Origin of the sequence: Proteiniclasticum sp., from assembly GCF_003514505.1 — a bacterium.
GTDB lineage: Bacteria > Bacillota > Clostridia > Clostridiales > Clostridiaceae > Proteiniclasticum.
In genome coordinates, this window is the sequence record NZ_DOPX01000019.1 from 1 (window position 1) to 26013 (window position 26013).

Below are 26013 nucleotides of genomic sequence, written 5' to 3' on the forward strand. Positions count from 1 at the left end.
TCTACTATAAGGGGAGCATATCATAGGACTTGGCGTTTTTTTATTGTGTTTTGCAGCTGTTCTGGATGGCATGCTGAAAAGCATACTTGTCCCGAAGATGGGAAAGCAGCTGTTCTAGTGGCCTGTAGAGAAAAATGCCAAGAACGAAGTTAGAGGCACCATGGACCACATCAAAGGGAATACCTCTCAGCCAATAGACAATACCATAGGAGAATCCATAAAAGATTGATTCAATCATGGCGAAGAAAAGACCAAAACAAAGTCCGAAAGTCAGAGCTAGAAAAGCGAACGGCCATTCAGACTGTGTTTTTTTGTAGAGCATTGCACTGAGAAAGATCAGCAGCGGCCACAGGATATAATATCCAATGAGCCATGTCTGGAGTCCATATAAGAAAATTTCGATGGTTGAGAAGATAATGGAAACCAGAAATGTCTTTTTAAAGCCGAAAACTGAAGCATAGACCATAAACAGCAGCGTCACGATCTCGACATTGGGGATAAAGGAAAGAGCCATCTTTCCTGCGGTCAGCGAAGCGCTGAGCAGGGGGATGAGAACAATGTCATGAACACTGAGATTAGAAACCTTGAACTTCAAAGGTGTATTCATCTCCATCATTTACTGGTATTTCCTTTATGCCAACCATGGCATCTTCCCCATTGATTTTAATGCTGTAGAACTCTTTCGTGGCATCCGCTTTGTAGTCAAGAAGTCCTACAAGCATTGGACCGTACTGTGTATCTTCTGTTTCAACTTTCAGTTCCTCTGTATTCTCGTTAAGAAGCTCTTCTACATAAAGGGCGTCAGTTTTGAAAGACTTTGTATAGTCAATATTTTCATTGGCAACAATAATGTTTATGGTGACTTCTTTTGTGCCTTCCTCTCCTTTAGGAAAGAGAAGCTTTGAAAGACCAAAACCACCAACTGCTAGAAGAATGATGACGAGAACGGCTACGAGTTTTTTGTTCATGTTTTCCTCCTTGTGTACGAAACCGTACATTATAATCTAAGAATCACTTTAAGAAAAACCTTAAAAGGTGTACAAGGGGAAAATAAAAAGCACCCTTGAAGGTGCGTAAAAGCATTTGCTGGAGATCAGCCAGCAAAGCAAAATGACACCTCATGACCCGTGAGGGGAGTCTAAAACAATATAGGCAGGTCTTCCGGCTTGACTATGTAAAAGAATTCACCTTCCCAGATCATCTCCAGTGGTGTAGGAATTCTTAAGAGTCTTACGGCGGCGGGACCGCACAGGCTTTTCCTGTTTCCCTCTTCGTGCAAAGCGCATACTTTGCAACCTATATCATTAAAATATTAAATTTTCTTAAAATGGATTCTTATAAGCTCATTATATCACATAACGTGAAAAGTTCTAGATGAAGAGGTGATTTCTTTTTCTACGGTGAACCTGTTGAAAAACCACGCTGAAAGGAGTCAATAAACGATAAAGTTTCAGTCGATATTGATCTCAGAAAGAGTGGTTAGAGGAACCTCTTGGAAGCCAAGGGATTCATAGAGTCGTAATGCATCCAGGTTTTCTGTGGTGACATACAGAAACAGAGAGTGATATCCAAGTTCATAGAGTCTTTGACAAGCAAAACCAATCAGCTGTGTAGCATAGCCCAGCCTCTGTCTGGACTTTCGCGTGAAGGTGTAGGTGATTGTAGGCTCTCCACGGTAAAGACAGGTCAGAAGTCCTGCATAGACCGTTTCATCCTCCAAGTATATAAAGGAGGCTTCCTTCATAAATGGCCCGTAGAATCCCTCATAAACACGCTGTACTTCTTCGATTGTTTGGTCCAGGTCTTCACCTTCGTAATCAATGGTGTCTTTGTAAGCATCCAGCGCGCAAGAAGCAATCTCTTTAAGATACTTCTGTTCTGCGGATAGGATCTCTTGAGGGAAATCATAATCTGTCTTTGAAAGCCGTAAACTCATACGAATTCGTTTTGGCATAGATAACACCTCCTAAGGTTATTTTACACCAAAACAAAGGAATGAACAGACTTATCAGATAATTTAAAGCTGTATTTTCATGAAAAACCGAATCAAATGTCTGAGACAGGAAGAACGTAGAAAAGTTCTGAAATCTTTAATAGAAGCCAGAAATTATGTTAAAATATTTCTAATAGAATCTGGCTAGTAAAAAAACATCTTTATATCAAAGTTGAGTTTTGAGAACCAGGAGAGTTCTGTAACGATGGAAGGAGTTGTATTTTATGAAAATACTTCACATAGCGGATTTACATATTGGCCGCTATTTCAATGGAGTATCTCTTCTTGAAGACCAGCGGGTAATGCTTCAGGATATTCTGAGAATCATCAAGGAACAAAATCCAGATGTTGTGATTATTGCTGGGGATTTATACGACAGGTCGATCCCAAGAGAAGACGCTGTGAAACTGAATGATTATTTTCTTACCGAACTAGTCAGGCTGGGGAAGAAAAATCTGGTGATCACAGGGAATCATGACTCTCATGAGCGGGTTGGGTTTTTAAGCAGCCTGTTGGAGGATAAAGGACTCATTGTCGAAAACACCGTCAGAAGACCTTTGCGATGCATCACACTGAAGGATGAGTTTGGCCCAGTAGAGTTTTACCTCTTTCCATACCGTGATACATCCATTCTGAAAAACATATACGAGCTGGAAAGCTTTAAAGATGACTCCATGGTATATGAGCGGATTTTCAAAGAGAGCAGAAAGGTGAACTCCAATAGAAAGGTCCTTGTCTATCACGGATTTGTGGCTGGAAGTGCTAAGGATGAGATGGAAGAGTCTGACTCGGAGAGGTTACTGTCTGTGGGTGGACATGACTACATAAAATCCAGTGTCTTTGAAGGGTTTCACTATGTTGCTCTTGGACATCTGCATAAAGCGCAATGGGTGGAAAGAGGGAGGATCCGTTATTCGGGATCTCCGATGAAATACTCTTTTTCTGAAGAAAATCATAATAAGAGTGTGAGTCTCATTACTCTTTCTGCGGAGGGAACCGTAGAAGTATCGGAAATTCCAATCTACACCCAAAGAGATGTCGTGACCTTGGAAGGTCATTTCACAGAACTTATGAACCTCCAGTATGAGGGGAATCCGGAGGATTACATCAGAGTATTTTTGAAAGATCAGGAAGAGATTCTTGATCCAATGATGCGTCTACGATCTAAATTCCCGAATATACTGGAACTGAGGAAAAAGAGAGAAGAAGAGAATTTATTTAATGAGCAGGCTGAATTTTCAATGATTCAGCAAAATGATGTGACAGCGTTGTTCCGGGATTTCTACAAACTCAAGAATGAACGGGAAATGGATGAAAACGCAGCAGCTCTCTTTAAGGAGATTCTCATTTCGCTGGAAAGAGGTGAGAAGGGATGAAACCACTGGAACTGAAAATGAAGAATTTCCTTGGTTTTAAAGAGGAGACCACGGTGAATTTCAAGCTTCTTTATGAAGATAAGATTTTCCTTATTACAGGGCCAACAGGGGCTGGGAAAACCTCTATTTTTGATGCGGTCTGTTACGCGCTATATGGAGAAGGCAGCGGAGAAGTTAGAACCAAAGCCAAGTGTTTCAGAAGTCAGCTCGCAGATGAGAAGGATGAAATGGAAGTTTCACTGCTTTTTGAAGTACGAGGAAGACAGTATTTTGTGAAGAGGATTGAGAATGCACGAAGTCTTAATAAGGCTTACTTTACGAAGATGGATGATGACACCGAAGCTTTGGTGAAAATCAAAGAAGTCAATCAGGAGATTGAAAGCATCATCGGGTTAAACCTGGATCAGTTCAAGAAAATTGTGATGATCCCTCAGGGGGAGTTTCGGGAGTTTCTAACAGCAGGAACAAAAGACAAGTCAGAAATACTAAAAAAGCTCTTTGCCACGGAAGAGTACGAAAAGATCCAGCTTCTCATCAAAGAGCGGTTTGATGAGAAAAAAGGGGTTGAAAAAGAACTGGTGATGAGATTTTCTGAGATTTTACGAGAAGCTCAAGTTGAAAATAGAGATATTGAGCTGGGAAAAGATGTCTTAAACGAGACGCTGGAAAAAGAACAGAAGGAACTGAACACCTTAAAAACAGAGAAAGCCAGTAAAGATCAGGAAGTGAAACTCATAGAACAGGAGCTTCTTTTAGGCCAAAAAGAGAACGAAGAGCTTGAGCATTATCTGGATGCAAAGAAGCACCATGCGGAGCTACGATCCCAGAAGAGAATCTATGAGAAAAAGGAGCAGGAACTGAAGCTGCTTCGGAAAATTTCAGGAATCACCCACATCGAAATTCAGATGGAGAGTTTGAGCAGAGAGATTCAAGGGAAGGAAGTGGAAAACCAAAGGCTTCTTCTGGAACTGAGAAAAATTTCAGAGCAGCTGGTTCGTCAGGAAAGGAACCTCCATGATGCCAATAGAAATGCAGAAGAAATTGATAACCTGAAGGAGACTCGTACCAGGATTTTAGATCTTGTGGATAAATCAAAAAGACTGAAAGAGATATCTCAGAAAATTTCAGCCTTTAATGCTGAATTGAATAAGCTTCAAGAGCAGATGAATCATCACAGCAAAAAAGAACAACAGCTGAAACAGTTGCTGGAAGAGGAAGAGCAAGTCAGAAAAGGACTTGCCGAGTCAAATCTCGAAGCTGAAAAACTGAAGAGCAGTCAAAAAGAACAGCAGAATTATCTGAAGGAACTGGGGAACCTTTTTAAGAAGATGGAGAAAATGGAGCAGCTTCAAAACAATCTCACCCAAGTAGACCGGGAGCTAAGTCTGGCTGAAAAAGAGCTGCAGCAAAAAGAATCAAAACTTGCGGAGGAAAGCAGGAAGAAAAGCGGACATTATGCACTGGTCCTCCGGCAGAGTTTACAAGACAATGTACCTTGTCCAGTCTGTGGTTCCTTGGAACATCCGCTGGGCTTAAAAGAAATCCAGGGTTTTGATGAAGAGAGATTTTTAAAAGCAGAAGAAGAGAAAAAACTGGTGGAGAGAAGACTATCAGAGCTTCATGCCACCATTAAAAATCTGAAAGCGAATATCAGTGATATTCATGAAGAGGTGGAGGAGCTTCGTCAAGAACTTAGGATTGAAGCAGAGAATGCTTCATTGACCTTTAAAATCGGACAGGAAGAGAAGCAGAAGTTTATGCTGGGAGAGAAAAAACTGGCAGAATGTCTAAACAAGGTGAAAGGGTTTTCGACAAAGGACTTAATGCTGAAAGATCTCATTAAGTCCCTTCAGCAGGAGCTTCAGGAAAAAGAGAAAGTAACAGAGCTGTTTGAAAAAAGCAGAAGTGTTCTTCTGGAACTTTCTGGTGAGCAAAGAGGTCTTCTGGAGAGTGGGGTGCCAAAGGAACCCTTGGGACTCATAAGTAAAGCAGAAGAGATAGAAAAGAGAGTTCAGACACTTTATAATATTGCACTTGAAGCAAAGAATGCGTACGATAAATCAAGGCAATATGAAGAAAACCTAAAAGGCAAGGAGAGCACACTTCGTGATACGCTTGAACAAAGCAGAGTCAAATACGCTGAACTGAAACAGCATCTTCTGGAAAGACTTCAACAGGAGGAGCTTTCCGTTGAGGTCTATAATGCTTATCGGGACAATGTATCTCAGATAGACACCATAGAACAGGAGATTCAGGATTTCTTTCAGGCGTACAATAAATCAAAAGGGGTATTTGATGTGCTGAAGGACCGGGGAGAAACCCTTCAGTTCAAGAGTCTTGAACCAATACAAAAGATCCTTCAGAATCTGCTGCAGGAACAGAAAGCTCTGCAGGAACAGGTGGAGGCGAAGTCCATTCTGCTTCATGGACTGAAGAGAGCCCATGAGCGATTGGGAAGGCTCTATGATGAGTATCAGGAGAATAAAAAGGTGTTGGCGCTGTATCAGGATCTTTATGATACAGCATACTTAGGAATGAATTTCGAGACCTTTGTTCAAAGCTACTACTTTGAAGGAATTCTGCTTAGAGCAAATGCACGTCTGAGAAAAATGTCTGAAGGAAGATATCAGCTGAAAAGACGAAATGAGACAGAAAGCAGACGGGAAAAAATTGGTCTTGGTCTGAATGTGTTTGATGAGTACACTGGAAGGGAAAGAGATGTGCAGTCCCTGTCTGGCGGTGAAAGTTTCAAGGCATCCTTATCTCTAGCGCTTGGACTTTCAGATTTCATTGAAAGCCACAAAGGATCTGTAAATCTAGAGACCATCTTTATCGATGAAGGATTTGGATCCTTAGACCAAGATTCTCTGGAGAATGCATTAAGCTGCCTGATGGAACTCAACGTCAGTGGAAGAATTGTGGGAATCATCTCCCATGTAACGGAACTGAAAGACAGAATACCTGGCAAGATTGAAGTGAAAACCACGCCAGGAAACGGAAGTACAATTAAAATAACTGGAGGCACCAAATGGAATTAGTATGTTATGCAAAATGCGGAACCTGTATGAAAGCAAAAAAGTTTCTCATGGCAAATAATCTGGACTACGAGTATCGGGAGATTGTCTCCATGCCTTTGAGCGTGGAAGAACTCCGTGATGTGTACCGAAAGTGTGGTCTGCCCATCAAAAAGCTGCTCAATACCAGTGGACTTGTCTACCGGGAACTGGAGATGAAGGAAAAAGTAAAAACCTATTCTGATGAAGAAATTCTAAAGATTCTCTCAGAACATCCTATGCTCGTGAAGAGGCCGGTGCTTCGTAAAGAGGATGTAGTGCTTATTGGTTTTGAAGAGCAGGAGTGGACGGAAAAGCTTCTGAAGGAATAAAAATTTATCTTGAAATGAAATGAATTAGGATCAAAGAAAGAACCTTTTTTAACCTAAAAATCGAAAAGTCTCCTTCTTCTTAGCCTTCCTCACTCACGTAGTGAGAGCGTAGGTGGGGGATTCATACCTCATCACGTTAAAGTGTATTTGAAGCAGAAAATCTGTGTAGAGTACACTTTTCTACTTGTGGAGATAAAGTGGTACAATGGACATAAACAAAAAGAAAATCAGGAGTACTGGGAGGAATTGAAATGTGGTTCTATTTTTTGCTGGGCACCATCATCATCGGTATGGGGCTTCTTGTCCATAAGGGCAAGGCTTATTTCTTAATATCAGGGTACAATACATACTCCAAGGAGAAAAAGAAGAATGTGAATGTGGAAGCCATTGCAAGATATATGGGATTATACAGTTATCTTAATGGTTTCATCGCTTATTTAGCAGGAATTCTTACTGCACTGGATGTTAAGAACCTTATGGCTCCCGTCATTGTTTTTTTCGTCGTCTCTACAGTCGTACTGCTTGTGAAGATTCAGAAATATGATGGCAATATGTTTGATGAAGATGGGAGATTGAAGAAAGATGGGAAAAAACAGCTGGTTATTGTAGGAATCATCACAGGGATTACTGTGATTTTTGTAGGAGCTGTGATGTTTTTTTCTACAAGACCCACCACTGTGGTTCTATATGAAGATTCGTTTGAGATCAAGGGAATGTATGGAGAAGAGGTTCCATACGAAGAAATAGTGACTGTGGAGCTCTTGGAGCATCTGCCCGCAATCACCATGAGAACCAATGGTTCTGCGGTGGGACCAAAACTGAGAGGGCATTTCAATACAAGAGAGTATGGCGCTGTGAAGCTTTTTCTAGACAAGTCCAGACCACCTTATATTTATATTGAAACTACCAAAAGAAGAATTGTGATGAATCTTCAGGATAAGGGTAAAACATCAGATTTTTATGAATTTTTAAAGAGTAAAGTAGAGTAAAAGGTGGGGATGAAAATGAAAAATATGGAAGTGCTTGAAAAGTTATCCAATGCGTTCGGTCCTGGTGGATTTGAGGAGGATGTGATTGTATCTGTACATGAAGAACTCTCTCAGTTCCAAGTGGAAGTTGATGCGATGAACAATGTATATATCAGAAGGTCAGCTCATGACGGAAATAAACCGGTGCTGATGCTGGACGCCCATCTGGATGAAGTTGGGTTTATGGTTCAGTTTGTCGATTCGAAAGGTCTTATCTCCATTGTTCCTTTAGGGGGATGGGTACCCAATAACTTGCCCGCCCACAGCATGGTCATCAAGAACAGCCGTGGAGAATACATCAAGGGAATTGTTGTATCCAAACCGCCTCATTTTATGTCCACAAAGGAGAAAGCGTCATCTGAACTGACCCTTGAGGGACTGCGCATTGATGTGGGCTGTACCAGCCGAGAGGAAGTGACGGAGCTGTTTGGGATTTCTGCGGGGGATCCGGTGGTCCCTGATGTACAGTTCCGCCGAGAAGAAAGAACAGGGATTCTCTTAGGGAAAGCTTTTGATAATCGAATCGGTTGCTATGCGGTCCTCGAGACGCTGCGCAGACTGGAAGGGCTGGATCTGCCAGTGGATGTGGTAGGTGCTTTGGCTTCACAGGAAGAAATCGGGACCCGGGGAGCCCAGGTCACATCTCAAGTGGTGAAACCTGATATGGCTTTTGTTTTTGAAGGTTCTCCTGCAGATGATATGTATTATGACGCTTTCGAAGCCCAGGGAGTCTTGAAGAAAGGTGTACAGATCAGGCATCTGGATCAGAGCTATATCAGTCATCGCGGATTCATTAACCTTGCCATAGAAAAGGCCGAAGAGAAAGACATTCCTTTTCAGAGCGCAGTAAGAAGAGGTGGAGGAACCAATGCAGGAAAGATTCATCTCTCCGAAAAGGCAGTTCCAGTTCTAGTGCTTGGGATACCTTCAAGATATGTGCATACACATTATTCATTTGCAGCGGAAGATGACATAGACGCAGCAGTAAATTTGGCTGTGGAAGTCATCAAGTCCTTACATCCGGAGAGGGTAAGAGAACTTTACAAATCTGACTTTCTAAAGAGAGAAAAATTATGATGGCATTCAGTTTGGGGATGACGGGTCTCCTCATGGGCACTATGCTGATTTTTGGGTGGATTTTCATCAAGCATCCACCTAAAAACATAAACTCTATATATGGGTATCGAACACCACGATCCATGAAAAATCAAGAAGTCTGGATGTTCGCTCATAAGACTGCAGGCGAGATTTGGCTGAAACTAGGTGCGGTAGGCACAGCAGCTTCTATTCTACTGATTTTTCTGTTTGAACGTTTTGGAGTTCTTGAACGATTTTCACTGTATCTTATTTATGCACAGCTGATACTTCTTTTAGGTGTGATTCCTTTGACAGAAAGGAGAATTGGCAGGAATTTCAATCAGGACGGATCGAGAAAAGAATAAAGACCATTAAAAAAGCTGGCCAATGGCCAGCTTTTTATCATACATTCAGTTTCATATCTCCAGGCTTGATATAGCCCTTTTTTCTCATAATCTCTGAAATAAGAAGGGTCAGAAGAGCGGGCAGGATGATGTGCATCAGGAGGATCAAAAAGAGTGTTCTCGAGTTAGAACCCATAACACTGATTGCATCAAACTGACCGACAAGTCCCGATGTTCCCATTCCTGCTCCTAGCTTAGAGCCCTCCATTTTAAAGACTGCACTGGCTATCGGACCCAATATGGCAGAAGCCAGTGTTGGAGGAATCCAAATTCTGGGGTTTCTGATGATATTGGGAATTTGAAGCATGGATGTGCCAAGCCCCTGGGATAGAAGCCCGCCAAATCCATTTTCCCGGAAAGATGCTACAGCGAATCCTACCATTTGGGTTGCGCATCCGACAGTAGATGCCCCTGCAGCGATGCCGGATAGGCCCAGTGAAACTGAGAGTGCAGCAGAGCTGATGGGGAGAGTAAGCACGACACCCATGACTGTGGAGACGATGATGCCCATGGGAACAGGCTGAAGTTCTGTGGCCTTATTGATGAAGTCGCCAACTAAGGTCATAAAGGCAGTAATGAAAGGAGCAATATAAGCTCCCGTAAGACCACCGACCACAATTGCTGCCAGAGGCAGGATGACGATATCCACTTTTGTTTTGCCTTTCAATAGCTTTGTGAGCTCAGCTGCAATGAGAGAAGCAACAAGAGCTCCAACCGGTTCACCGATCCGTGCGACGGTTTGTCCATCCACTAGGGTGAATGTGCCTGCTCCTATGGCGCCTACGGCAACTGAGGCAAAAATGCCAAGGGGCGGAGCACCAACGCTATAGGCTACAGCCGCACCTATGGCAGGTCCCATAAGAACCTGGGCGGCACTTCCGAAAGTCACCAGTATATCCAAACCAGTTAACGTGCCAATCTGCTTGATGATCAGTCCGATGAGCAAGGAAGCAAATAGTCCTTGTGCCATGCCATTCAATACTTTAATGGCATAGGCTGATATTTTGTTTTTTTCTTTACCTTTTTGTTTCAAATTAAACACCTCAAAGTTATTCTTGTCTCAGAATTCTTGGTGCCTCCGGATCCACATACAAGGTTTTGTTCGTTGCGTATATGACCATCCCTGGTTTTGCGCCAGACGGTTTTTTGATGTTTTTCACCAGGGTATAATCTACGGGCACCTTGGTGGATTTGGAGGCTTTACTGTAATAAGCTGCTAGATTTGCTGCCTCCAGCAATGTTTCTTCGTTAAAATGATCACTCCGGATGATGACATGGGAACCGGGAATATTTTTGGTGTGTAACCATGTATCATGCCTGCTTGCGAATTTTATGGTGAGATAGTCATTTTGTGCGTTGTTTTTCCCCACAAAGATATCAATACCTTCACTGGATTTGAAGTGAAGAGGCTTGGACTGCTTTTCTTTCTTGGATGAATTCTTTTTGAACCTGAGATAACCTGCAGCCATTAACTCCTTCCGGATGTCCTGGACTTCGTCTTCTGTTTCCAGATTTTCCAGAGACAAAAGGATAGACATTAAGTAGTCTTCTTCTTCCAGAGCGAGTATCTTCTGACCCTTTGCCATAACTTCTGCACGTTTTTTCTTGTTGTACTTGTTGTAATACTGCTCAATGTTCTGGCTGATGGTTTTTGAGGGATTCAGTTTGATGCTGATCTTTTCTCCTGTATAGTAATTATCCAGAACAGCTTCATCCATACCATCTTTCAATGCGTAAACATTGGCTGAAAGAATCTCACCTTTAATCTTGAAGTCCTCTTTGTCCAAGGAATCTTCCATGGATTTATCGAGTACTTCAATTTTTTTTCGTACGCGTGCGAGATTGTTCACAAGGATTTTTTGAAGATCGGATGTTTTTGAACGCATCCTGTCTTTCGTGTCTTTCTCTTGGACGAAGGTTTCCAAAGCCAGGGATGGAGAGCTGTATTCCAGATATGTTTCCTTAAAGGGATAGCTGGTTACATCTTCAAAACCTTTTTCCGATTTCAGGATATAGAACCGGTCACTAGAGAGGATCCTCTCTAAGATTTCCATAATAAAAGTGAGAGGTTCACCTTCCCGATAGAGATGGTAAAGATCATGAGAGGTCTTTTTGGACACTCCTGCAAACACAGTGCTGAAGAAGTTTTCTCCAAATGATACAAGTGATAGCTTCTCCCGAAGGTCCTCAATTTCATAACTTGAAGGATTCAGTTTTCCAGAGGAAGGCGGTGCCACGTATTTTTTTCCTGGCAGCAGAGTTCGATAGGAGTTTTTCATTGAGGATACATGCTTGATGCAGTCCACAATGGTTCCTTCCTGGTCTCTGATAAGGAGAATGTTGGAGTGTTTTCCCATCATTTCGATGGACAAGGTGAATGCCTGGTCTTCGCCAAACTCATCATACCCTAGAAAATGCAGGTTGATCAGTCTGTCTCCATCCACTTGTTCCACTTTTGTGAGCTTTGAGCCCACGAGATGTTTTCTCAGAACCATGAGAAAAAGCGGAGCTTGCATCGGATTTTCTCTTTGTATATCTGTAAAGTGTATTCTTGCATAGGAGCTGTTGGAAGTCAAAAGAAGCTTCTTTGTGCCTTCTTTCCCCCGCATCTGAAGAATTACTGTGTCCTGCTCAGGCTGGGATATTTTATTTACTTTCGCATCCTGAAGAGTATCTTGCAGTTCCTTTACAACTGATGAGAAATATAAACCGTCTAAAGCCATAGTACCATTCTCACGGAAGTGAGCTTCCGTGTTTCCTCCTTTTGCCTTTCCTAAGGCAGAGTGTTTGCAATCAACCTATATTATAACTTATTTTCAGACAGACACCAAATATGAATAATTTCTGTTTCGATGCTTATAATATAGTCTGATGAGAAGAAGAGGTTAGGGCTACTTGGAGGTGGTTTGATGAATCTGGAGGAGATTCTAGATAGCAGCAAAGACAGACAGATCAGTGATATTCATTTTCTGCCAAAGAAAGATCATGTTCTTTTGTGTTTCCGGGAAGAAGGAGGAATCGAAGTAATCCATAGGTACTCTTTGGAGATGTATGCACTGCTCATACAAAAAATAAAAGTCCTGGGACGTCTGAACATTTCAGAAAAAAGACTGCCACAGGATGGTGCTTTTGAGTATCAGGATCAAAGCTTTAGAGTCAGCTTTTTGAAGTCAGTCTATGGAGAATCCCTGGTTATCCGTAAATTTGACAGAAGCTTCAGAAGTTTGTTTGCCACTGGATTGTCTATACCTCTTTGTGAGAGACTGCTGAAGCGAATAGAGTGCGTCAGGGGAATCCATCTGATTGCAGGGGAAACGGGCATGGGGAAAACCACAACATTCTATGGGCTCTTGAAGGAACTCACAGATCTGAAGTACAAGGTGCTCACCATTGAAGACCCTGTAGAGAATTATGTGGAGGATCTTGTTCAATGCCAGATCAACTCCTTTTCTGGATTCACCTATGAACGGGCAGTTTTTGCTGCTCTCAGGCAGGATCCGGACTATATTGCCATCGGTGAGATCAGAAATGAGGAGACAGCGAGGATGGCTCTACGAGCAGCGCTCACAGGGCACCCGGTAATCTCTACCATTCATGCATTCAGTTATAAAAGTGCTTATGAGAAGTTGAAGGAGTTTGGTCTCCAGAAGGATGAGCTCACCATGCTCCTATCCACCGTATTTTATCAAAAACTTGTATTTGAGAGAGGAGGGAAAAAAGCTTATGGAAAACTGGAGACCAATCCGGAAGAAACCAAACTTCAACAAGGAGCTGTTTTTCTATGAGAAAAGTCATTATTTAAAGAACGGAATCAGTCTGACAGAGGTTCTGAAGCTCTCTGAAAATCCACAAGAAGCAGCACTTTCTGAGCAGCTTCTTGTGGGGTGGTCTCTTTCCGAGGCCATGGGGACATTGAATCTTTTTAAAACAAGAGAAATCCATCTTGTGAAATTGGCGGAAGAAACAGGAGACTTGGCAGGTGCTTTTGAACGGATAGCACAGTCCTTGAAAGAAGAACGGATGTTTAAAGAAAAAATCATTGGCATTCTGATCTATCCGGCACTGCTTCTTGTCGCAACAGTTGTATTTTTTATTGGTGCGCTCTATTATATTCTGCCTCCTCTGAAGGAAATGCTGAGTACCCTTGAAGTTGAAAATATGCTCCTATCGAGCCTCTATATGTTTCATTTAAGTGTTCCAATGCCGGTGCTTAGTGCTGCCTCCTTAATTCTCATCTATGTTGCTGTCAAAGTGCTTCAGAGAAAAAAGGTTCTTCGCTACCTTGTGTTTGGGAAGAAGTGGGTGGAACATGAAGAAATGACATTCATCAATGAGCTGTACCTGCTTCTTAAGGGAGGTATAGATCTCATGGAAGCGCTTCACCTTCTTGATGAGGGCGGGAGGTCTTGCCTGAAAATTAGAGAAGCCATCAAAGAAGGCAAGTCCCTTACTGAAAGTCTGCAGGAAGGAGGGTATTCGAAATTGCTGGTAAGATATGTTCAGATTTCTGAGGAAACTGGAAACTTGGAAGAGTCACTTCAAGCGTATCTTCTTGTAAGAAAAACTTTCTTTGAAGAATACTTAAGGAGAAGAACCGCATTATTGGAGCCTTTGTCTATCTTTGTTCTGGGGGCTTTGCTCTTTCTGTTGTCTATGGCTGTCATGATGCCCATGATGGATGCTTATGAGAATCTGTAGAGGCAGTACGCTATTTGAAATGCTCATTGTATTGGGACTTTTCTCCTCTATTTTACTCATTGGTGGTGCTCAAGTGCCAAAAGGAGTTACCGGAAGCCGGGAAGAATCCGCGGTGATATATATGGGGGCACTGAATGAAGAACTGAGAACTGCTCAAGAGACTATGAAATCCAGAAAGCTGGGAGCACGAAAAGGGTATCTGCTTCATATCAACCATTTGCAGCAGATCGAGAAGAGAACCTATATGGCACCAGGAAGTGAAGTGTTTTTTCACGGGTACTCCTATCCGGATGCCATGGCCAATACAAGCTTTACTTTCAAGTATTATGGAATTTCGGCCATCAGCGGAAAAGTGTCGTTCTATGAAAATGGGAAACAGCAGCAGTCTCTGATGATTCATCTTGGCACCATGACGCTAGATGTCAGAAATCCTTAGGAAATCAACAGTGCAAAAGAAAGACCATACATGATCATAAGAACTCGCTCAAAAGATTTCACATAGAATAGAGATTTTGAAGGCAGCAACAGTGAAGCGGATTTTACTAGAGGATAAAGAATCTTAAAAAAGGCTGCGCAGATGACAGTAATTGCGCCAGAAAGCCCATCAGACATAATAGCAAAATTGAAAGGAGTGACATCAAGAAGATTGGGACAGGAGTTTTTACACCTGAAGCATTTGCCAAGTCTATGGACACGGAGCTATTTATATCTGCCGCAGGAAATGTAACAAGTGAGATCGTAAAGCGGTATGGCGAAGAACAAAAAACAAGGCAAGGGATCGAAATTAAAAATGCTCCTGTGGCTTCAAAACACATCGTGATCGAGCCGGTGCAATGAATATCATGAAAGCACCTGTGGTAGATGGTAACAGTCTGCCAACCTAAGGTACTACATGTACTGTCTTAGGAGGAGCAATGGCATGCCCTTAGCTTGGGGTCATACTCGTCTGCTAGAAACAGACTGGCGTTTAATCACCCAAGAATCCCATTTATTTACCTGTGGGAGTGTTATAGCGCAGGGTATCTTGCAAATACCTAAAAATAAAGAAAGGAGTATGTTTGTCAAGACAGGTAATTTTATAAAACTCAAATATCAGATCCAATGGCCTCATAGAAAATCAGCCAATGGAAGAAGCAATCCTATTCGCCAGGCAACGAAAAGGACAGTGAAAAGAAATCCGTATAGAGCTGTATCGGAAGAGTTAGCCCTGGGAGTGTCACATCAAAAGAAAGCAGTATATTCTTTCGAATTATAAAATCAGACATGTTGAACAGGGAGTGTTATAGAGTTTTATAAGTTTTGGCAACGGTGAGGCGGATCAATACGAGTAAACATGGAAGAATCCATTTGGTGATGTTGGGTGGTGTATTTCTTTTGCTGCTGGTAGGACTGACATTCGCGGAAGAGCGCGCCCTTCTGAAGGTAAAGCAGATTGAAATGAAGGCTCTTCTTGATTTTGACTATAAACTGGAAGGGTATTATCTGCTTCTATTGAGTGGTGGACTGATGGTTGACGAGGGGGTTTCCTATGGGAGTCTTGAAGAATATGAAGTATCAGAAAAGCCGCAGGGAGAGTTTGTTATTGAATTTCAGAAAGACACTGAGAGAGTGGAGATTGTGGGCTACTATGCGGGGAAGGAAAGACAAAGGTATGTATTCAGGAATGAAACGGGGTACAGCGCTGAGTGACTTTTTAGCCTATATGATGTTCAGCCTCATGGCTGTAATTCTTGCTATGAGGGTGTACATTTTTTCAGTGGAAGACTATAAAGAGCTGCTTCAGTTTTTAAAGTATACAGATTATGCATACCATGCCTTTGAAGTTCTGAAAACTGGATTATACAACAATGTGGAAGCGACTGCATTGTCTGGCAATACTCTTCAGATTGAAAAAAGTGTCTATGTGCCTGGGAATAAAATAGTGCTGACAAAGCGGGATTCAAGGCTCCTTTTTGTGTTTGAAGGGGGGCAGGTTCAAGAAATATGTCATGGTGTCGTCGATGTCAGGATGAGAAAAATAGGGGATATCGTGTTTATCAGGCTTTATTTTCCAGGCGTTTCTTACGAACGGGGGTTTTATCTTGCAAAGTAAACGAGGGAGCATCATTTCTGCAGTACTTCTGCTGATCCTTGCTGGAGGGTTCTCCATCAGAAATCATAGACTGCTTCGAAGTCATATGTATATCGAAAAAGGCCTCTACAGTGTTGATGTCCGTGTCCAGAAGTTTCTTCAGGAACTGGAACTCATTGAGACCGCTCTTAATGAGAAATATGTGGGAAGTGAATTCCTCATTCATATGAAAAAAGGGAGGAAAGAAAAGGTTGGTATCTATTCTATTTATTATGAAGAAGGATATAATGAAGGTACGGTGCATGTGCTGATTGTAGAAGACACGGTACTGAGATATCTGAGAAGGGTAGAGTTGAGGGTGCAGGATGAAGAGATTCAGCTGATCAACAAGGGAGTGTAATATGAAACCAATATACTTGGTAGGTATGCCCGGGTGCGGTAAATCCACAATAGGGAAAGAACTTGCAAAAAAAATGGAATTGGACTTTCTTGATACTGACGAAGAAATTAAAAAAATTTACGGAAGAACTCCAGAGCAGATCATTGAAGAGGATGGGGAGAAAAGGCTGAGAGTTCTTGAACTGGAACTTCTGAACACAATGATGAATATAAAGAATGTTGTGGTCTCTACAGGCGGTGGACTACCGATATTTAATGAAAATATGTCAAAACTGAACACATCTGGCATCACAGTTTACTTGTCATGTTCAGCAGACACTCTCTGGAAGAGACTCAGAGATGATCGTACAAGACCTCTATCCAGAACTTATGAGGAAGTGAAGTCCATGCTGGAAAAACGAGAATCTGAATATTTGAAGGCATCCTATCACGTTCATACTGATGGGAAAACTCAGATTGGACCTTTGATCCAGGATCTTTATGAGATCTTGAGAATGGAGTGGACGAAGTAGAGTCCATTGTGGTTCACCTTCAATAATCTGACTTTCTGCTTGTTCTGAAAAATTTACTCTAGAACCTAAAACCTCTAAAATGTGTCAAAACCGATATTTATTGCATAACTTCAGTCAATCTGATAAAATATCATTGGTAATTTCCAGAAGAGTAATTGATATTTTGTCAGAAGGCGGAGACTTTATTTTTGCCCTTCTGTGTGAAATAAAACCAGGCTCTGCCTGGCAGTTCCTAGGTTTAGGATAGAATTTGGAGGTAAAAGAAATGATTTCAGCAAGTGATTTAAGAAAAGGTACAACATTCGAACATGAAGGCAATGTGTTTGTCGTAATCGACTTTCTACATGTAAAGCCTGGCAAAGGTGCAGCATTTGTTCGTACAAAGCTGAGAAACGTAATACTAGGTGGTATGACAGAAACCACATTCAACCCTTCCACTAAACTGCAGGAAGCAGTGATTGAAAGAAAGGAAATGCAGTATCTTTACAACGACGGAGAACTGTACTATTTCATGGATCAGGAGACCTTTGAGCAGATTCCGCTGAACTATGAAAAGGTTGAAGAAGCCATTAAGTTCCTGAAAGAAAACAACTTCGCTGTAATCAAGTTCTACAAGGGAGAAGCATTCTCTGTCGAAGCGCCAAACTTCGTGGAGCTGCAGATTACAGAGACAGAGCCAGGAGTCAAAGGCAATACAGCAACGAATGCTCTTAAGCCAGCAACGGTAGAAACAGGAGCAATGGTTATGGTTCCTTTCTTCATCAATGAAGGAGACTCCATCCGGGTAGATACTCGTACAGGCGAGTACATGGAGAGAGTTTAAGCCTAAGAACAATATGGAGCTGGGATTTTGGATCTGGTTTATACCAGGTCCTTTTTTTAGGCAGCAGCAGAGACGCAAATGGAGCATGTTTACCACGCTTGGATTTAGCGATTCAATTGCTTATAAAAGTTCAATTTGATATAATTAATCCAAATAGACCTACAGGACCGAGGAGGAAAATATATGAGCGAAAACACAAAGAAGAACCAAGGCTATGGGGTAGTAAAGATTTCCGAAGATGTAGTTGGGGTCATTGCAGGGATTGCTGCCAGTGAAATAGAAGGAATTCAGGGGCTTCATCCAACCCTAACTGGTGGGATTACTCAAGTGGTGACAGGAAAAAGAAATGTGACCAAAGGAGTTAAAGTCACTGTAGGTGAGCAGGATGCCATCATCGATATGGTTGTGAGCATTGAGTATGGGTTCAGAATTCCTGAGGTTGTAAAGAAGGCACAGTCCAACGTGAAAGAAACTGTTGAAACCATCACAGGGTTAAAGGTTTCTGCAGTGAATGTTTATGTGAACAACATATTTGTGAAAGAAAACGATCAGAAGACAAAGGAAAAATAAAAGAAAACCCTCTGAAATCCAGAGGGTTTTTTGAAGTACTATGAGAAAATGAGGAGGGGGCTTTAGCCCTATAAAAGCGTATGAGAAAGAGAACACGTGAAATCGCTATGGAACTGTTGTATCAAAGCACGATGAATGAGAAGAACATTGAGGAGCTTGTGGATGATTATTTTGAAGACAACCATGAGGACCTGCGCGAAGATACAGATCTGAAGTATTTGGAAGAAGTACTAAACGGAGTAAATAACAAAAAAGAACAGCTGGATTCCATCATAGAAAAGTATCTGGTGAACTGGAAGATTCAGAGAGTTTCTAAAATCAACTTAAGCATACTGAGATTAAGCACTTATGAAATTCTCTTTATGCAGGGTATCCCAGAAAATGTTTCGATATTTGAAGCAGTAGAAATTGCTAAAAAGTATTCAGATGAAACCTCTGGAGCCTTTATCAATGGAGTACTGGACAAAATCGCACATCAGGAGAAAGGTCTAGAATAGTATCTTCCTGATCTGGTGCAGAAGGTTTTTCAATACAGGAGGGACAGATGGCAGAGATTATTAATGTTTCAGCGATAGCAAAAACAGAAAAAGAAAAACTGAAGAATCGTATCTTGACATATAAAGCAGATGGCAAACCAGTGCCAACTCTTGCAACGGTCCTTGTGGGAGAAGATCCTGGTTCAGTCTATTATCTGGAAATGCAGAAAAAAAATCTGGAAGCATTAGGCGGAACAATGCTAAAGATCACATTGGCTGAGGATACATCAGAGGAAGATCTTCTTTCGATGATTGGGGAGCTCAATGGTGATGACAAAGTACATGGGATTATGGTTCTTTTTCCGTTGCCGAAGCACATTAATGAAGAACGCGTGGCTGAAAGCATCAGTAAAGACAAGGATGTGGACGGCGTGAATCCTATCAACATCGGATTATTGGCCTCTACATCAGGAGGGGTAGCACCGTGCACGCCGTCCAGTGTAGTAGAAATACTGAAGCATATCCATGGAGAGCTCAAAGGTAAGCATGCAGTAATCATCGGACGCAGCAATATTGTGGGGAAGCCGTTGATACAGCTATTGCTTCGGGAACATATGACCGTTACGGTATGTCACAGCAGGACCAGCAATCTGCCAATGATGGCAAGGTCTGGTGAAATACTCATCAGTGCCATAGGAAGACCTCTGATGATTGATGAGAAGTATGTGTCTGAAGGTGCCACCGTGATTGACGTGGGTACTTCAGAACTTGATGGGAAGATTGTAGGGGACTGCGATCTGGAGAGTGTTCTACAGAAGGCGGCATATGCTACAAAAGTTCCTGGAGGCGTAGGTACACTTACTACAACCATTCTGATGAGAACTCTTTTGGATCTTTATGATGAGAGTTTCCGGAAATAAGATGTCTCCATGGAGGATTCGATGAAACTGAAAACCATGAGTGTGACAGATCTCAACGCCTATATCAAAAGAAATTTTGATCATGATTTTATCTTAAACAATCTCACCGTCCTCGGTGAGATATCCAATTTTAAAGCACATAGTTCCGGACATCTGTATTTTTCGCTCAAAGATGAGCATGCGAAGGTGAACTGTGTGATGTTCCGTCAGGATGCTTCTTCACTGAAGAAACATCCAAAAGACGGTATGAAAGCGCTTCTCAGCGGACGTGTCAGCGTTTATGCGAAGGAAGGGACATATCAGCTCTACGTGAGTAAACTGGAAGAGATAGGCCTTGGTGAAATCTATCAGGAATTTGAGGAAAACAAAGAAAAGCTCCAGAAAGAGGGGCTTTTTCGTGCTGAAATTAAAAAAATGCTTCCTGCGTATCCCGAGAAGGTTGCGGTGATTACATCTGGCACTGGTGCTGCTGTGCAGGACATCATCAATGTATCAAGAAGAAGAAACAACACTGTGGAGCTTCTGATATTCCCGACACTGGTGCAAGGGGATGCTGCAAGAGGAGCACTGCTGGAAACGCTTCAAGCAGTGAATAGGAGAAAAGATGTGGATGTGATCATTCTGGCAAGAGGAGGAGGTTCTTTTGAAGACCTTTCTTGCTTTAATGATTTAACTCTTGCCTATGCAATTGCCGCTTCCAAGATTCCAGTTGTTACAGGCATTGGCCATGAAGTAGATTTTACCATTGCAGATTTTGTTGCGGATTATCGTGGAGCTACACCATCTCAGGCTGCAGAAATTGTCATTCCCTCTCTTTCAGAAGCATTACGTTCGTTGAAAGAAAAAAGCGCAAGACTCGAGATGGCATATATGTCCAGGATCCGTCATGAGAAAACTGTTTTCAGTTCATATCAGGGAAGGCTTCAGAAAAGTCATCCAAACACAATTCTTGCGAACAGTTATTTGGATATAGAACAGAAAAGAAACCGTTTAGATGGTATAATTATGCAGAGGATGGGACGAGAGCGGGAAAGACTGGAGTCCTACTACAGTCTGCTTCAAGCACATAATCCCCTCAATATCCTGGATAAAGGGTATGCATTGATATTTAGTGAGAAGAACCATCTCATACGAAGCGTAGCAGAGCTGAAAACATCGAAGGCACTTACGGTGAAGATGAAAGATGGGGAAGTCAAGATGGAGGTTCGTGTATATGGCGAAGAAAGTGAAAAATTATAAGGAGCTGACTGAACAGCTGGAAGAAGTACTCAATGAACTGGAAAGCGGGGAGCTTTCCGTTGAGGAATCGATGAAGAAATACGAAGAAGGTGTTTCACTGACCAAGGAACTGCTGCAGATTCTTGAAAAGGCAGAAGCCAAAGTCAAGATGATACAAAGTGATGAGGAAACGGAGTTTTGAAGATGATAGAACTGAAGAATCTGATGGATAAAGAGATTCTGAATTATTTCAGGCGGTTGCCGGATAATACAATAACAGAGGCCATGACATACAGTATGTCCATAGGAGGGAAAAGACTCCGTCCTGTTCTTTGCCTTCTCACCGGAGAAATGTTTGGAAAGAGCAAAGAGGATCTGATTCCTATGGCACTAGCCATGGAAATGATCCATACCTATTCTCTGATTCATGATGATTTACCTGCCATGGACAATGATGACTACCGAAGAGGCAAACTCACCAGTCATAAAGTGTTTGGAGAAGCGAATGCGATTCTCGCAGGAGATGCGCTTCTTAATGAAGCCTTTACGGTGCTTTTGGAGAGTTATGCAGTACACGGAGAGCCAGGCGCTAGGGCTGCCTTATATATTTCCAGGTGTTCAGGAAGAAATGGCATGATCTTAGGGCAAGTAATGGATCTTCATCACGAAGCGTATTCCGCCACCTTCGAAGAATTGAGGCTTTGTCACCATAAAAAGACAGGTGCACTGATTACAGCAGCGGTTTGCGCCCCGGCTGTCTATGCAGGTGCTATGGAAGAAGAGATAAAGCTTCTGGAAGAGTATGCGGGAAACCTAGGTCTTGCTTTCCAGATTCAGGATGACATTCTTGATGTGACTTCGACCAGAGAAGTGCTCGGGAAATCAGTCGGAAAAGATGAACAGTCCAACAAAACTACATATGTGGGACTGTTTGGCGTGGATAAAAGTAGAGATATGGCGAAGGAAGCCACTGAGGCATGCCTTGCGGCACTTTCAAAACTTCGCCGTGACACGACTAAACTGGAGGAACTCACAAAGAGCCTCATGGAGAGAACCTATTAGGAGGGGTAAGTATATGGGTATACTGGATGATAGGTATACTGGACCGGAAGACATCAAAAAATTAACTCTGGAAGAACTACGTGACCTTTCCCATGAAATCAGAACATTTTTGGTGGAGTCCGTTTCCAAGACCGGTGGGCATCTTGCGCCCAATCTAGGGGTTGTTGAACTCACAATCAGTCTGTTCAATGTGTTTGATCTGGAGAAAGATAAAATCATCTATGATGTTGGACATCAGAGTTATGTTCATAAAATCCTCACTGGAAGAAAAGGTGAGTTTCATAGTCTTAGACAGTTTGGAGGCCTCAGCGGATTTCCTAAAAGGGAAGAAAGCAAATACGATGTCTTTGATACAGGACATTCCTCCACATCCGTCAGTGCGGCCTTGGGTATCGCAAGAGCCAGAGACCTGATGCAAGAGGATTTCCAAGTGGTAGCTGTCATCGGTGATGGAGCGCTAACTGGTGGAATGGCCTTGGAAGCGCTGAATGATGTGGGAGACAAGAAGACAGATCTCATCGTTGTGCTCAATGACAATCAGATGAGTATATCTCCCAATGTAGGTGGTATCAGCACGTATCTTAGCCAGCTCAGGGCTTTTCCAAACTACGAACGAGCAAAAAAAGAGGTGCAGGTCATTGTTGAAAAAATGCCTCTTGGAAAGAGCATCAACCGTTCTATGGATAAAGTGAAGGAGGGCATTAAATCGATGCTTCTCCCCGATATGCTATTTGAGAATATGGGACTCACTTATCTCGGGCCTGTGGACGGACATAATATCAGAGAAGTGTCGAAACTTCTAAAGATTGCAAAGGAGATTAAAGGTCCTAAACTGGTTCATGTGCTGACGAAAAAGGGAAAAGGGTATCATTCCAGTGAGCAAAGACCAGATAAGTTCCATGGCACACCACCATTCAACAAAGAAAACGGAAAAGCAAAGGATTCGGCAAGTCTCAATTACTCTAAAATGTTCGGAAATACATTGGTCGAAATGGCCAAAAATAACAAGAAAATTGTTGCTGTGGTGGCGGCGATGCCTGACGGAACAGGCCTTGGAGGATTCAGGGATCTCTATCCCAGCAGGTTATTTGATGTGGGCATTGCAGAGCAGCATGCAGTCACTTTGTCAGCAGGTCTTGCGGTTGGTGGGATGAAGCCGTATGTCGCGCTTTACTCTACTTTTCTTCAGAGAGCCTACGATCAGGTGATTCACGATGTGTGCCTTCAGAAGCTTCCGGTGACGCTCTGTATAGACCGTGCTGGATTGGTAGGAGATGATGGGGAGACCCATCAGGGGATCCTTGATCTGTCCTTCTTAACCCCAGTGCCAAATCTGACGATTATGGCACCTAAATCCATGGAAGAACTGCGGCAGATCCTCTACTTCTCGGAAACATTTGATGGCCCTTTGGCCATTCGTTATCCAAGGGGAGGCGATGAGAAAGGGATAGATCTTCCACCTCTGAAACACTTTGAGCCGGGAAAGTTTGAGGTGCTCAAAGAAGGCAGAGACGGGTTCATTTACGCTACAGGAAAGATGGTTGCAAGAGCAATGATCCTTTCTGAAAAACTGGAAGAACAAGGAGTCCTGTATGGGGTTGTGAATGGTGTGTTTATTAAACCTGTAGATCATGAACTCATCAGGAACCATCTGGATAAAGGATATAAAATCATCACGCTAGAGGACAACATGGTTCATGGTGGATTTGGTTCCATGATCCTTGAAAGTGCCATGGGACATTTTATGGCTGGAAATGTTCTTACTTTTGGATTCAGAGATCAGTTTGTGGTACAGGGCAGCGTAGAGAAGCTTTATGAGGTACATGGATTAGGGTATGAAGAGCTGTCAAATAGAATTCTAGCATTTACAGGAGAAAAAAATGAGTGATAAAGAGAGACTGGATGTGCTCCTTGTTGAGCTGGGCTTTTATGAAAGCCGGGAAAAAGCAAGAGCACAGATCATGTCAGGCAAAATATATGTGGACGACCAGAAGTCAGATAAGCCAGGCACCAAAGTATCCAGAACTGCAAATATTGAAGACCGGGGCACGAAGATGCCCTATGTTTCAAGGGGCGGGTATAAACTGGCAAAGGCTCTGGAAGTCTTCAGCATTGATGTAAATGAAAAGATCTGCCTTGATATTGGCGCTTCTACAGGAGGATTCACAGATGTGATGCTTCAGCATGGAGCGAAAAAAGTATACTCCGTTGATGTAGGCTACGGGCAATTTGCCTGGAAGCTTAGAACGGATGAACGAGTGGTATGTCTTGAGAGACTTAATTTCAGATACGCCACCAGGGAAGAGATTGAGGACTGGATTGATTTTTCAGCAACAGATGTGTCCTTCATCTCCATTACAAAAATCATTCCGAAAGCAATGGAGCTTATGACTGAATCAGGAGAAATGGTAGCGCTGATTAAGCCTCAGTTTGAAGCTGGAAGAGATAAAGTGGAGAAAAAAGGCGTCATCAAGAAAAAATCAACGCATATGGAAGTACTCACAGCCATTCTTGATTTTGTGAAAGAACAGGGGCTTTATGTATACGGTCTTGATTTTTCACCCATTAGAGGTCCGGAAGGCAATATTGAGTTTCTCATCTATTTTGGTAAGAAGGATCGAGGCGGAGAAGGAATCTCACCTTCATACGTAGAAAGTCTGGTAGAAAGAGCACATACTCTGTAAATTCTAGGGTAGGGGGACTTACATGCAAAAGATTGGTATCTACAGCAATGAGGAAAAAGATCCTGAGGGGAAGTACCTTGAGGAAACAAAAAATATCATACGGGACACACTGCCTCAAGTAGAGGTGTTTTCTGTGACAGAAAACCACCTTCCTCTGGGGTTGGATCTTCTTCTGGTTCTTGGTGGTGACGGTACGTTTCTGTCTGCTGCAAGACTGGCCTATGGAAAGGATATTCCTCTATTTGGGGTAAACATTGGGAACCTTGGGTTTTTAACCGGAACAGAGCTGAATGAACTGAAATCCAGTCTGCTCCAGATTGAAGAAAGCAAGTATACTATCGAAGACCGAATGATGCTGGAGGCTACACTGCGAATGGAAAGTGGAGAGCGCAGGAGTTTTGTGGCACTCAATGATGCTGTGGTGCATAAAGGTGCATTAGGAAATATCATTCACTTTGAGCTTCATGTGGATGAGGACTTCTCCAACAGTTACAGAGGGGACGGTATCATTCTTACAACGCCAACAGGTTCCACTGCATATAATCTTTCTGCAGGCGGATCCATCATGTATCCAACGGTAGAAGCGATAGGGGTCACTGCAATCTGTCCGCATAGTTTTGGTATTCGGGATTTGGTTCTTTCAAGTAAACAAGTTGTGACACTCAAGATTGGCAAAAGCAATGAGGAATACTTCCTGTCCATGGATGGACAAGTGAATCTCAGGATTACTGGGGATTCTGTCATTCGAATCCAAAAAGCTGCTTCCTCCTGCAAAATACTCAGGCTGGATGGCTATGATTACTTTCATGTTTTAAGACAAAAATTATTATATAAAGCCATAAATACACAAGGGGGGAACGATTTTGAAAATTGACAGACGAAGCAAAATCTTGGAGATCATCTCCAGAAAAGAGATTGAAACCCAGGAGGAGCTGGCAAAGGAACTTAGGGGGGAAGGGTTTCATGTGACCCAAGCCACGGTATCAAGAGACATCAAGAATCTTCAGCTGATCAAGGTGCTGAGCGCTACGGGAAGATATAAATATGTAGCAAATAAAGAAGAAAGCAAAGACGCCATCTCGAAACTTGTGACACTGTTGTCCCACACAATCATTTCTGTAGAGAGTATCGACAAGATTGTCGTGGTGAGAACTATAACTGCAGCGGCATCTACAGCAGCAGAAGCTATAGATCAGCTGGATCTTGCGGAGATTGCGGGTACAATTGCGGGAGACAATACTATTTTCATGTTGGTCAGATCCAATGAGATGGCTGTTGAAATAGTAAAGAAAATCTCCGAACTGGTGGGAAGATAAC

Annotated in this window: 30 protein-coding genes, 1 pseudogene and 1 riboswitch; of the genes and pseudogenes, 26 read left to right on the top strand and 5 right to left on the bottom strand. The window is 42.5% G+C overall.

Annotation, left to right across the window (positions count from 1 at the left end):
• Positions 1 to 40 precede the first annotated feature (40 nt).
• From DEF30_RS06250 to DEF30_RS06260, 3 genes are all read right to left on the bottom strand, one after another.
• A complete protein-coding gene (locus DEF30_RS06250; protein ID WP_294097458.1) occupies positions 41 to 616 on the bottom strand; it encodes a hypothetical protein in 576 nt (191 codons plus the stop codon).
• Positions 576 to 968, bottom strand: coding sequence for a DUF4430 domain-containing protein (locus DEF30_RS06255; RefSeq protein WP_074909707.1), 393 nt, complete (start codon positions 966 to 968; stop codon positions 576 to 578). The genes DEF30_RS06250 and DEF30_RS06255 overlap by 41 nt, the downstream gene beginning before the upstream one ends.
• Positions 969 to 1133: 165 nt before the next feature.
• Positions 1134 to 1315: riboswitch (cobalamin riboswitch) on the bottom strand.
• A gap of 135 nt (positions 1316 to 1450) precedes the next feature.
• Positions 1451 to 1954 (bottom strand): GNAT family N-acetyltransferase, encoded by a 504-nt coding sequence (locus tag DEF30_RS06260; protein WP_294097459.1) that lies wholly within the window; start codon positions 1952 to 1954, stop codon positions 1451 to 1453.
• Positions 1955 to 2217: 263 nt separating this feature from the next.
• Here DEF30_RS06260 and DEF30_RS06265 point away from each other — a divergent pair, with 263 nt between their 5' ends.
• The 6 genes from DEF30_RS06265 to DEF30_RS06290 all read left to right on the top strand — a co-directional run bounded on the left by DEF30_RS06265 (position 2218) and on the right by DEF30_RS06290 (position 9224).
• A complete protein-coding gene (locus DEF30_RS06265; protein WP_294097460.1) occupies positions 2218 to 3369 on the top strand; it encodes an exonuclease SbcCD subunit D in 1152 nt (383 codons plus the stop codon).
• Positions 3366 to 6407, top strand: a complete 3042-nt coding sequence (locus tag DEF30_RS06270; RefSeq protein WP_294097461.1) for an SbcC/MukB-like Walker B domain-containing protein — start codon at positions 3366 to 3368, stop codon at positions 6405 to 6407. The genes DEF30_RS06265 and DEF30_RS06270 overlap by 4 nt, the downstream gene beginning before the upstream one ends.
• Positions 6398 to 6754, top strand: coding sequence for a Spx/MgsR family RNA polymerase-binding regulatory protein (locus tag DEF30_RS06275; RefSeq protein ID WP_294097462.1), 357 nt, complete (start codon positions 6398 to 6400; stop codon positions 6752 to 6754). Before DEF30_RS06270 ends, DEF30_RS06275 begins: the two co-directional genes overlap by 10 nt.
• Positions 6755 to 7005: 251 nt before the next feature.
• The gene (locus DEF30_RS06280; RefSeq protein WP_294097463.1) at positions 7006 to 7743 is read left to right on the top strand and encodes a DUF3784 domain-containing protein; all 738 of its coding nucleotides are present in this window, start codon (positions 7006 to 7008) and stop codon (positions 7741 to 7743) included.
• 15 nt (positions 7744 to 7758) lie between these two features.
• Positions 7759 to 8859 carry a M42 family metallopeptidase gene (locus DEF30_RS06285; protein WP_294097464.1) on the top strand — a complete coding sequence of 367 codons (1101 nt, stop codon included), beginning with the start codon at positions 7759 to 7761 and terminating at the stop codon, positions 8857 to 8859.
• A complete protein-coding gene (locus DEF30_RS06290) occupies positions 8856 to 9224 on the top strand; it encodes an SdpI family protein (protein ID WP_294097465.1) in 369 nt (122 codons plus the stop codon). Before DEF30_RS06285 ends, DEF30_RS06290 begins: the two co-directional genes overlap by 4 nt.
• A 37-nt stretch (positions 9225 to 9261) precedes the next feature.
• On the opposite strand, the gene DEF30_RS06295 is transcribed toward DEF30_RS06290, so the two are convergent.
• Together DEF30_RS06295 and DEF30_RS06300 are read right to left on the bottom strand one after the other, a co-directional pair.
• On the bottom strand, positions 9262 to 10305 hold the full coding sequence (locus tag DEF30_RS06295) for a PTS sugar transporter subunit IIC (protein ID WP_366409470.1): 1044 nt from the start codon (positions 10303 to 10305) through the stop codon (positions 9262 to 9264).
• Positions 10306 to 10312: 7 nt separating this feature from the next.
• Positions 10313 to 11986, bottom strand: coding sequence for an NFACT RNA binding domain-containing protein (locus DEF30_RS06300; protein ID WP_294097467.1), 1674 nt, complete (start codon positions 11984 to 11986; stop codon positions 10313 to 10315).
• 186 nt (positions 11987 to 12172) lie between these two features.
• Between DEF30_RS06300 and DEF30_RS06305 the strand changes: the two genes are divergently transcribed.
• From DEF30_RS06305 to DEF30_RS06400, 20 genes and pseudogenes are all read left to right on the top strand, one after another.
• Positions 12173 to 13048: an ATPase, T2SS/T4P/T4SS family gene (locus DEF30_RS06305; protein ID WP_294097570.1), complete on the top strand. Its 876-nt coding sequence runs from the start codon at positions 12173 to 12175 to the stop codon at positions 13046 to 13048.
• Entirely contained in the window at positions 12987 to 13961 is a 975-nt protein-coding gene (locus DEF30_RS06310; RefSeq protein ID WP_294097468.1) for a type II secretion system F family protein, read from the top strand. Before DEF30_RS06305 ends, DEF30_RS06310 begins: the two co-directional genes overlap by 62 nt.
• Positions 13948 to 14397, top strand: coding sequence for a type II secretion system protein (locus DEF30_RS06315; RefSeq protein ID WP_294097469.1), 450 nt, complete (start codon positions 13948 to 13950; stop codon positions 14395 to 14397). Before DEF30_RS06310 ends, DEF30_RS06315 begins: the two co-directional genes overlap by 14 nt.
• 162 nt (positions 14398 to 14559) lie before the next feature.
• Positions 14560 to 14732: pseudogene (locus tag DEF30_RS06320) on the top strand (transposase); the annotation flags it as partial.
• A gap of 148 nt (positions 14733 to 14880) precedes the next feature.
• Complete coding sequence (locus DEF30_RS06325; protein WP_294097470.1) at positions 14881 to 15216, top strand: hypothetical protein; 336 nt, start codon at positions 14881 to 14883, stop codon at positions 15214 to 15216.
• 44 nt (positions 15217 to 15260) lie between these two features.
• The gene (locus DEF30_RS06330) at positions 15261 to 15650 is read left to right on the top strand and encodes a hypothetical protein (protein WP_294097471.1); all 390 of its coding nucleotides are present in this window, start codon (positions 15261 to 15263) and stop codon (positions 15648 to 15650) included.
• The gene (locus DEF30_RS06335; RefSeq protein WP_294097472.1) at positions 15625 to 16053 is read left to right on the top strand and encodes a hypothetical protein; all 429 of its coding nucleotides are present in this window, start codon (positions 15625 to 15627) and stop codon (positions 16051 to 16053) included. Before DEF30_RS06330 ends, DEF30_RS06335 begins: the two co-directional genes overlap by 26 nt.
• Positions 16043 to 16432 carry a hypothetical protein gene (locus DEF30_RS06340; protein WP_294097473.1) on the top strand — a complete coding sequence of 130 codons (390 nt, stop codon included), beginning with the start codon at positions 16043 to 16045 and terminating at the stop codon, positions 16430 to 16432. Before DEF30_RS06335 ends, DEF30_RS06340 begins: the two co-directional genes overlap by 11 nt.
• A 1-nt stretch (position 16433) precedes the next feature.
• Entirely contained in the window at positions 16434 to 16943 is a 510-nt protein-coding gene (locus tag DEF30_RS06345) for a shikimate kinase (protein WP_294097474.1), read from the top strand.
• Positions 16944 to 17208: 265 nt separating this feature from the next.
• Complete coding sequence (efp, locus tag DEF30_RS06350) at positions 17209 to 17766, top strand: elongation factor P (RefSeq protein WP_294097475.1); 558 nt, start codon at positions 17209 to 17211, stop codon at positions 17764 to 17766.
• A 183-nt stretch (positions 17767 to 17949) separates the two neighbouring features.
• Entirely contained in the window at positions 17950 to 18336 is a 387-nt protein-coding gene (locus DEF30_RS06355; protein ID WP_074909660.1) for an Asp23/Gls24 family envelope stress response protein, read from the top strand.
• 80 nt (positions 18337 to 18416) lie between these two features.
• A complete protein-coding gene (nusB, locus tag DEF30_RS06360; protein ID WP_294097476.1) occupies positions 18417 to 18833 on the top strand; it encodes a transcription antitermination factor NusB in 417 nt (138 codons plus the stop codon).
• Between the two features lie 47 nt (positions 18834 to 18880).
• On the top strand, positions 18881 to 19732 hold the full coding sequence (locus DEF30_RS06365; protein WP_294097477.1) for a bifunctional 5,10-methylenetetrahydrofolate dehydrogenase/5,10-methenyltetrahydrofolate cyclohydrolase: 852 nt from the start codon (positions 18881 to 18883) through the stop codon (positions 19730 to 19732).
• Positions 19733 to 19753: 21 nt separating this feature from the next.
• Positions 19754 to 20971 (top strand): exodeoxyribonuclease VII large subunit, encoded by a 1218-nt coding sequence (gene xseA, locus DEF30_RS06370; protein ID WP_294097478.1) that lies wholly within the window; start codon positions 19754 to 19756, stop codon positions 20969 to 20971.
• Positions 20946 to 21152 (top strand): exodeoxyribonuclease VII small subunit, encoded by a 207-nt coding sequence (xseB, locus tag DEF30_RS06375; RefSeq protein ID WP_074909651.1) that lies wholly within the window; start codon positions 20946 to 20948, stop codon positions 21150 to 21152. Before xseA ends, xseB begins: the two co-directional genes overlap by 26 nt.
• A 2-nt stretch (positions 21153 to 21154) precedes the next feature.
• The gene (locus DEF30_RS06380; RefSeq protein WP_294097479.1) at positions 21155 to 22012 is read left to right on the top strand and encodes a polyprenyl synthetase family protein; all 858 of its coding nucleotides are present in this window, start codon (positions 21155 to 21157) and stop codon (positions 22010 to 22012) included.
• 13 nt (positions 22013 to 22025) lie between these two features.
• On the top strand, positions 22026 to 23900 hold the full coding sequence (dxs, locus tag DEF30_RS06385) for a 1-deoxy-D-xylulose-5-phosphate synthase (RefSeq protein WP_294097480.1): 1875 nt from the start codon (positions 22026 to 22028) through the stop codon (positions 23898 to 23900).
• Complete coding sequence (locus DEF30_RS06390) at positions 23893 to 24696, top strand: TlyA family RNA methyltransferase (protein ID WP_294097481.1); 804 nt, start codon at positions 23893 to 23895, stop codon at positions 24694 to 24696. Before dxs ends, DEF30_RS06390 begins: the two co-directional genes overlap by 8 nt.
• Before the next feature lie 22 nt (positions 24697 to 24718).
• Positions 24719 to 25570, top strand: a complete 852-nt coding sequence (locus DEF30_RS06395) for an NAD(+)/NADH kinase (RefSeq protein WP_294097482.1) — start codon at positions 24719 to 24721, stop codon at positions 25568 to 25570.
• Positions 25560 to 26012: an arginine repressor gene (locus DEF30_RS06400; protein ID WP_294097483.1), complete on the top strand. Its 453-nt coding sequence runs from the start codon at positions 25560 to 25562 to the stop codon at positions 26010 to 26012. Before DEF30_RS06395 ends, DEF30_RS06400 begins: the two co-directional genes overlap by 11 nt.
• Position 26013 lies beyond the last annotated feature (1 nt).

Excerpts from the sequence above, each read along its gene's own strand:
- DEF30_RS06250 (WP_294097458.1), bottom strand. The coding sequence starts at position 616 with ATGATGGAGATGAATACACCTTTGAAGTTCAAGGTTTCTAATCTCAGT.
- DEF30_RS06255 (WP_074909707.1), bottom strand. The coding sequence starts at position 968 with ATGAACAAAAAACTCGTAGCCGTTCTCGTCATCATTCTTCTAGCAGTT.
- DEF30_RS06260 (WP_294097459.1), bottom strand. The coding sequence starts at position 1,954 with ATGCCAAAACGAATTCGTATGAGTTTACGGCTTTCAAAGACAGATTAT.
- DEF30_RS06265 (WP_294097460.1), top strand. The coding sequence starts at position 2,218 with ATGAAAATACTTCACATAGCGGATTTACATATTGGCCGCTATTTCAAT.
- DEF30_RS06270 (WP_294097461.1), top strand. The coding sequence starts at position 3,366 with ATGAAACCACTGGAACTGAAAATGAAGAATTTCCTTGGTTTTAAAGAG.
- DEF30_RS06275 (WP_294097462.1), top strand. The coding sequence starts at position 6,398 with ATGGAATTAGTATGTTATGCAAAATGCGGAACCTGTATGAAAGCAAAA.
- DEF30_RS06280 (WP_294097463.1), top strand. The coding sequence starts at position 7,006 with ATGTGGTTCTATTTTTTGCTGGGCACCATCATCATCGGTATGGGGCTT.
- DEF30_RS06285 (WP_294097464.1), top strand. The coding sequence starts at position 7,759 with ATGAAAAATATGGAAGTGCTTGAAAAGTTATCCAATGCGTTCGGTCCT.
- DEF30_RS06290 (WP_294097465.1), top strand. The coding sequence starts at position 8,856 with ATGATGGCATTCAGTTTGGGGATGACGGGTCTCCTCATGGGCACTATG.
- DEF30_RS06300 (WP_294097467.1), bottom strand. The coding sequence starts at position 11,986 with ATGGCTTTAGACGGTTTATATTTCTCATCAGTTGTAAAGGAACTGCAA.
- DEF30_RS06305 (WP_294097570.1), top strand. The coding sequence starts at position 12,173 with ATGAATCTGGAGGAGATTCTAGATAGCAGCAAAGACAGACAGATCAGT.
- DEF30_RS06310 (WP_294097468.1), top strand. The coding sequence starts at position 12,987 with ATGGAAAACTGGAGACCAATCCGGAAGAAACCAAACTTCAACAAGGAG.
- DEF30_RS06315 (WP_294097469.1), top strand. The coding sequence starts at position 13,948 with ATGAGAATCTGTAGAGGCAGTACGCTATTTGAAATGCTCATTGTATTG.
- DEF30_RS06325 (WP_294097470.1), top strand. The coding sequence starts at position 14,881 with ATGCCCTTAGCTTGGGGTCATACTCGTCTGCTAGAAACAGACTGGCGT.
- DEF30_RS06335 (WP_294097472.1), top strand. The coding sequence starts at position 15,625 with ATGAAACGGGGTACAGCGCTGAGTGACTTTTTAGCCTATATGATGTTC.
- DEF30_RS06345 (WP_294097474.1), top strand. The coding sequence starts at position 16,434 with ATGAAACCAATATACTTGGTAGGTATGCCCGGGTGCGGTAAATCCACA.
- efp (WP_294097475.1), top strand. The coding sequence starts at position 17,209 with ATGATTTCAGCAAGTGATTTAAGAAAAGGTACAACATTCGAACATGAA.
- DEF30_RS06355 (WP_074909660.1), top strand. The coding sequence starts at position 17,950 with ATGAGCGAAAACACAAAGAAGAACCAAGGCTATGGGGTAGTAAAGATT.
- nusB (WP_294097476.1), top strand. The coding sequence starts at position 18,417 with ATGAGAAAGAGAACACGTGAAATCGCTATGGAACTGTTGTATCAAAGC.
- DEF30_RS06365 (WP_294097477.1), top strand. The coding sequence starts at position 18,881 with ATGGCAGAGATTATTAATGTTTCAGCGATAGCAAAAACAGAAAAAGAA.
- xseA (WP_294097478.1), top strand. The coding sequence starts at position 19,754 with ATGAAACTGAAAACCATGAGTGTGACAGATCTCAACGCCTATATCAAA.
- xseB (WP_074909651.1), top strand. The coding sequence starts at position 20,946 with ATGGCGAAGAAAGTGAAAAATTATAAGGAGCTGACTGAACAGCTGGAA.
- DEF30_RS06380 (WP_294097479.1), top strand. The coding sequence starts at position 21,155 with ATGATAGAACTGAAGAATCTGATGGATAAAGAGATTCTGAATTATTTC.
- dxs (WP_294097480.1), top strand. The coding sequence starts at position 22,026 with ATGGGTATACTGGATGATAGGTATACTGGACCGGAAGACATCAAAAAA.
- DEF30_RS06390 (WP_294097481.1), top strand. The coding sequence starts at position 23,893 with ATGAGTGATAAAGAGAGACTGGATGTGCTCCTTGTTGAGCTGGGCTTT.
- DEF30_RS06395 (WP_294097482.1), top strand. The coding sequence starts at position 24,719 with ATGCAAAAGATTGGTATCTACAGCAATGAGGAAAAAGATCCTGAGGGG.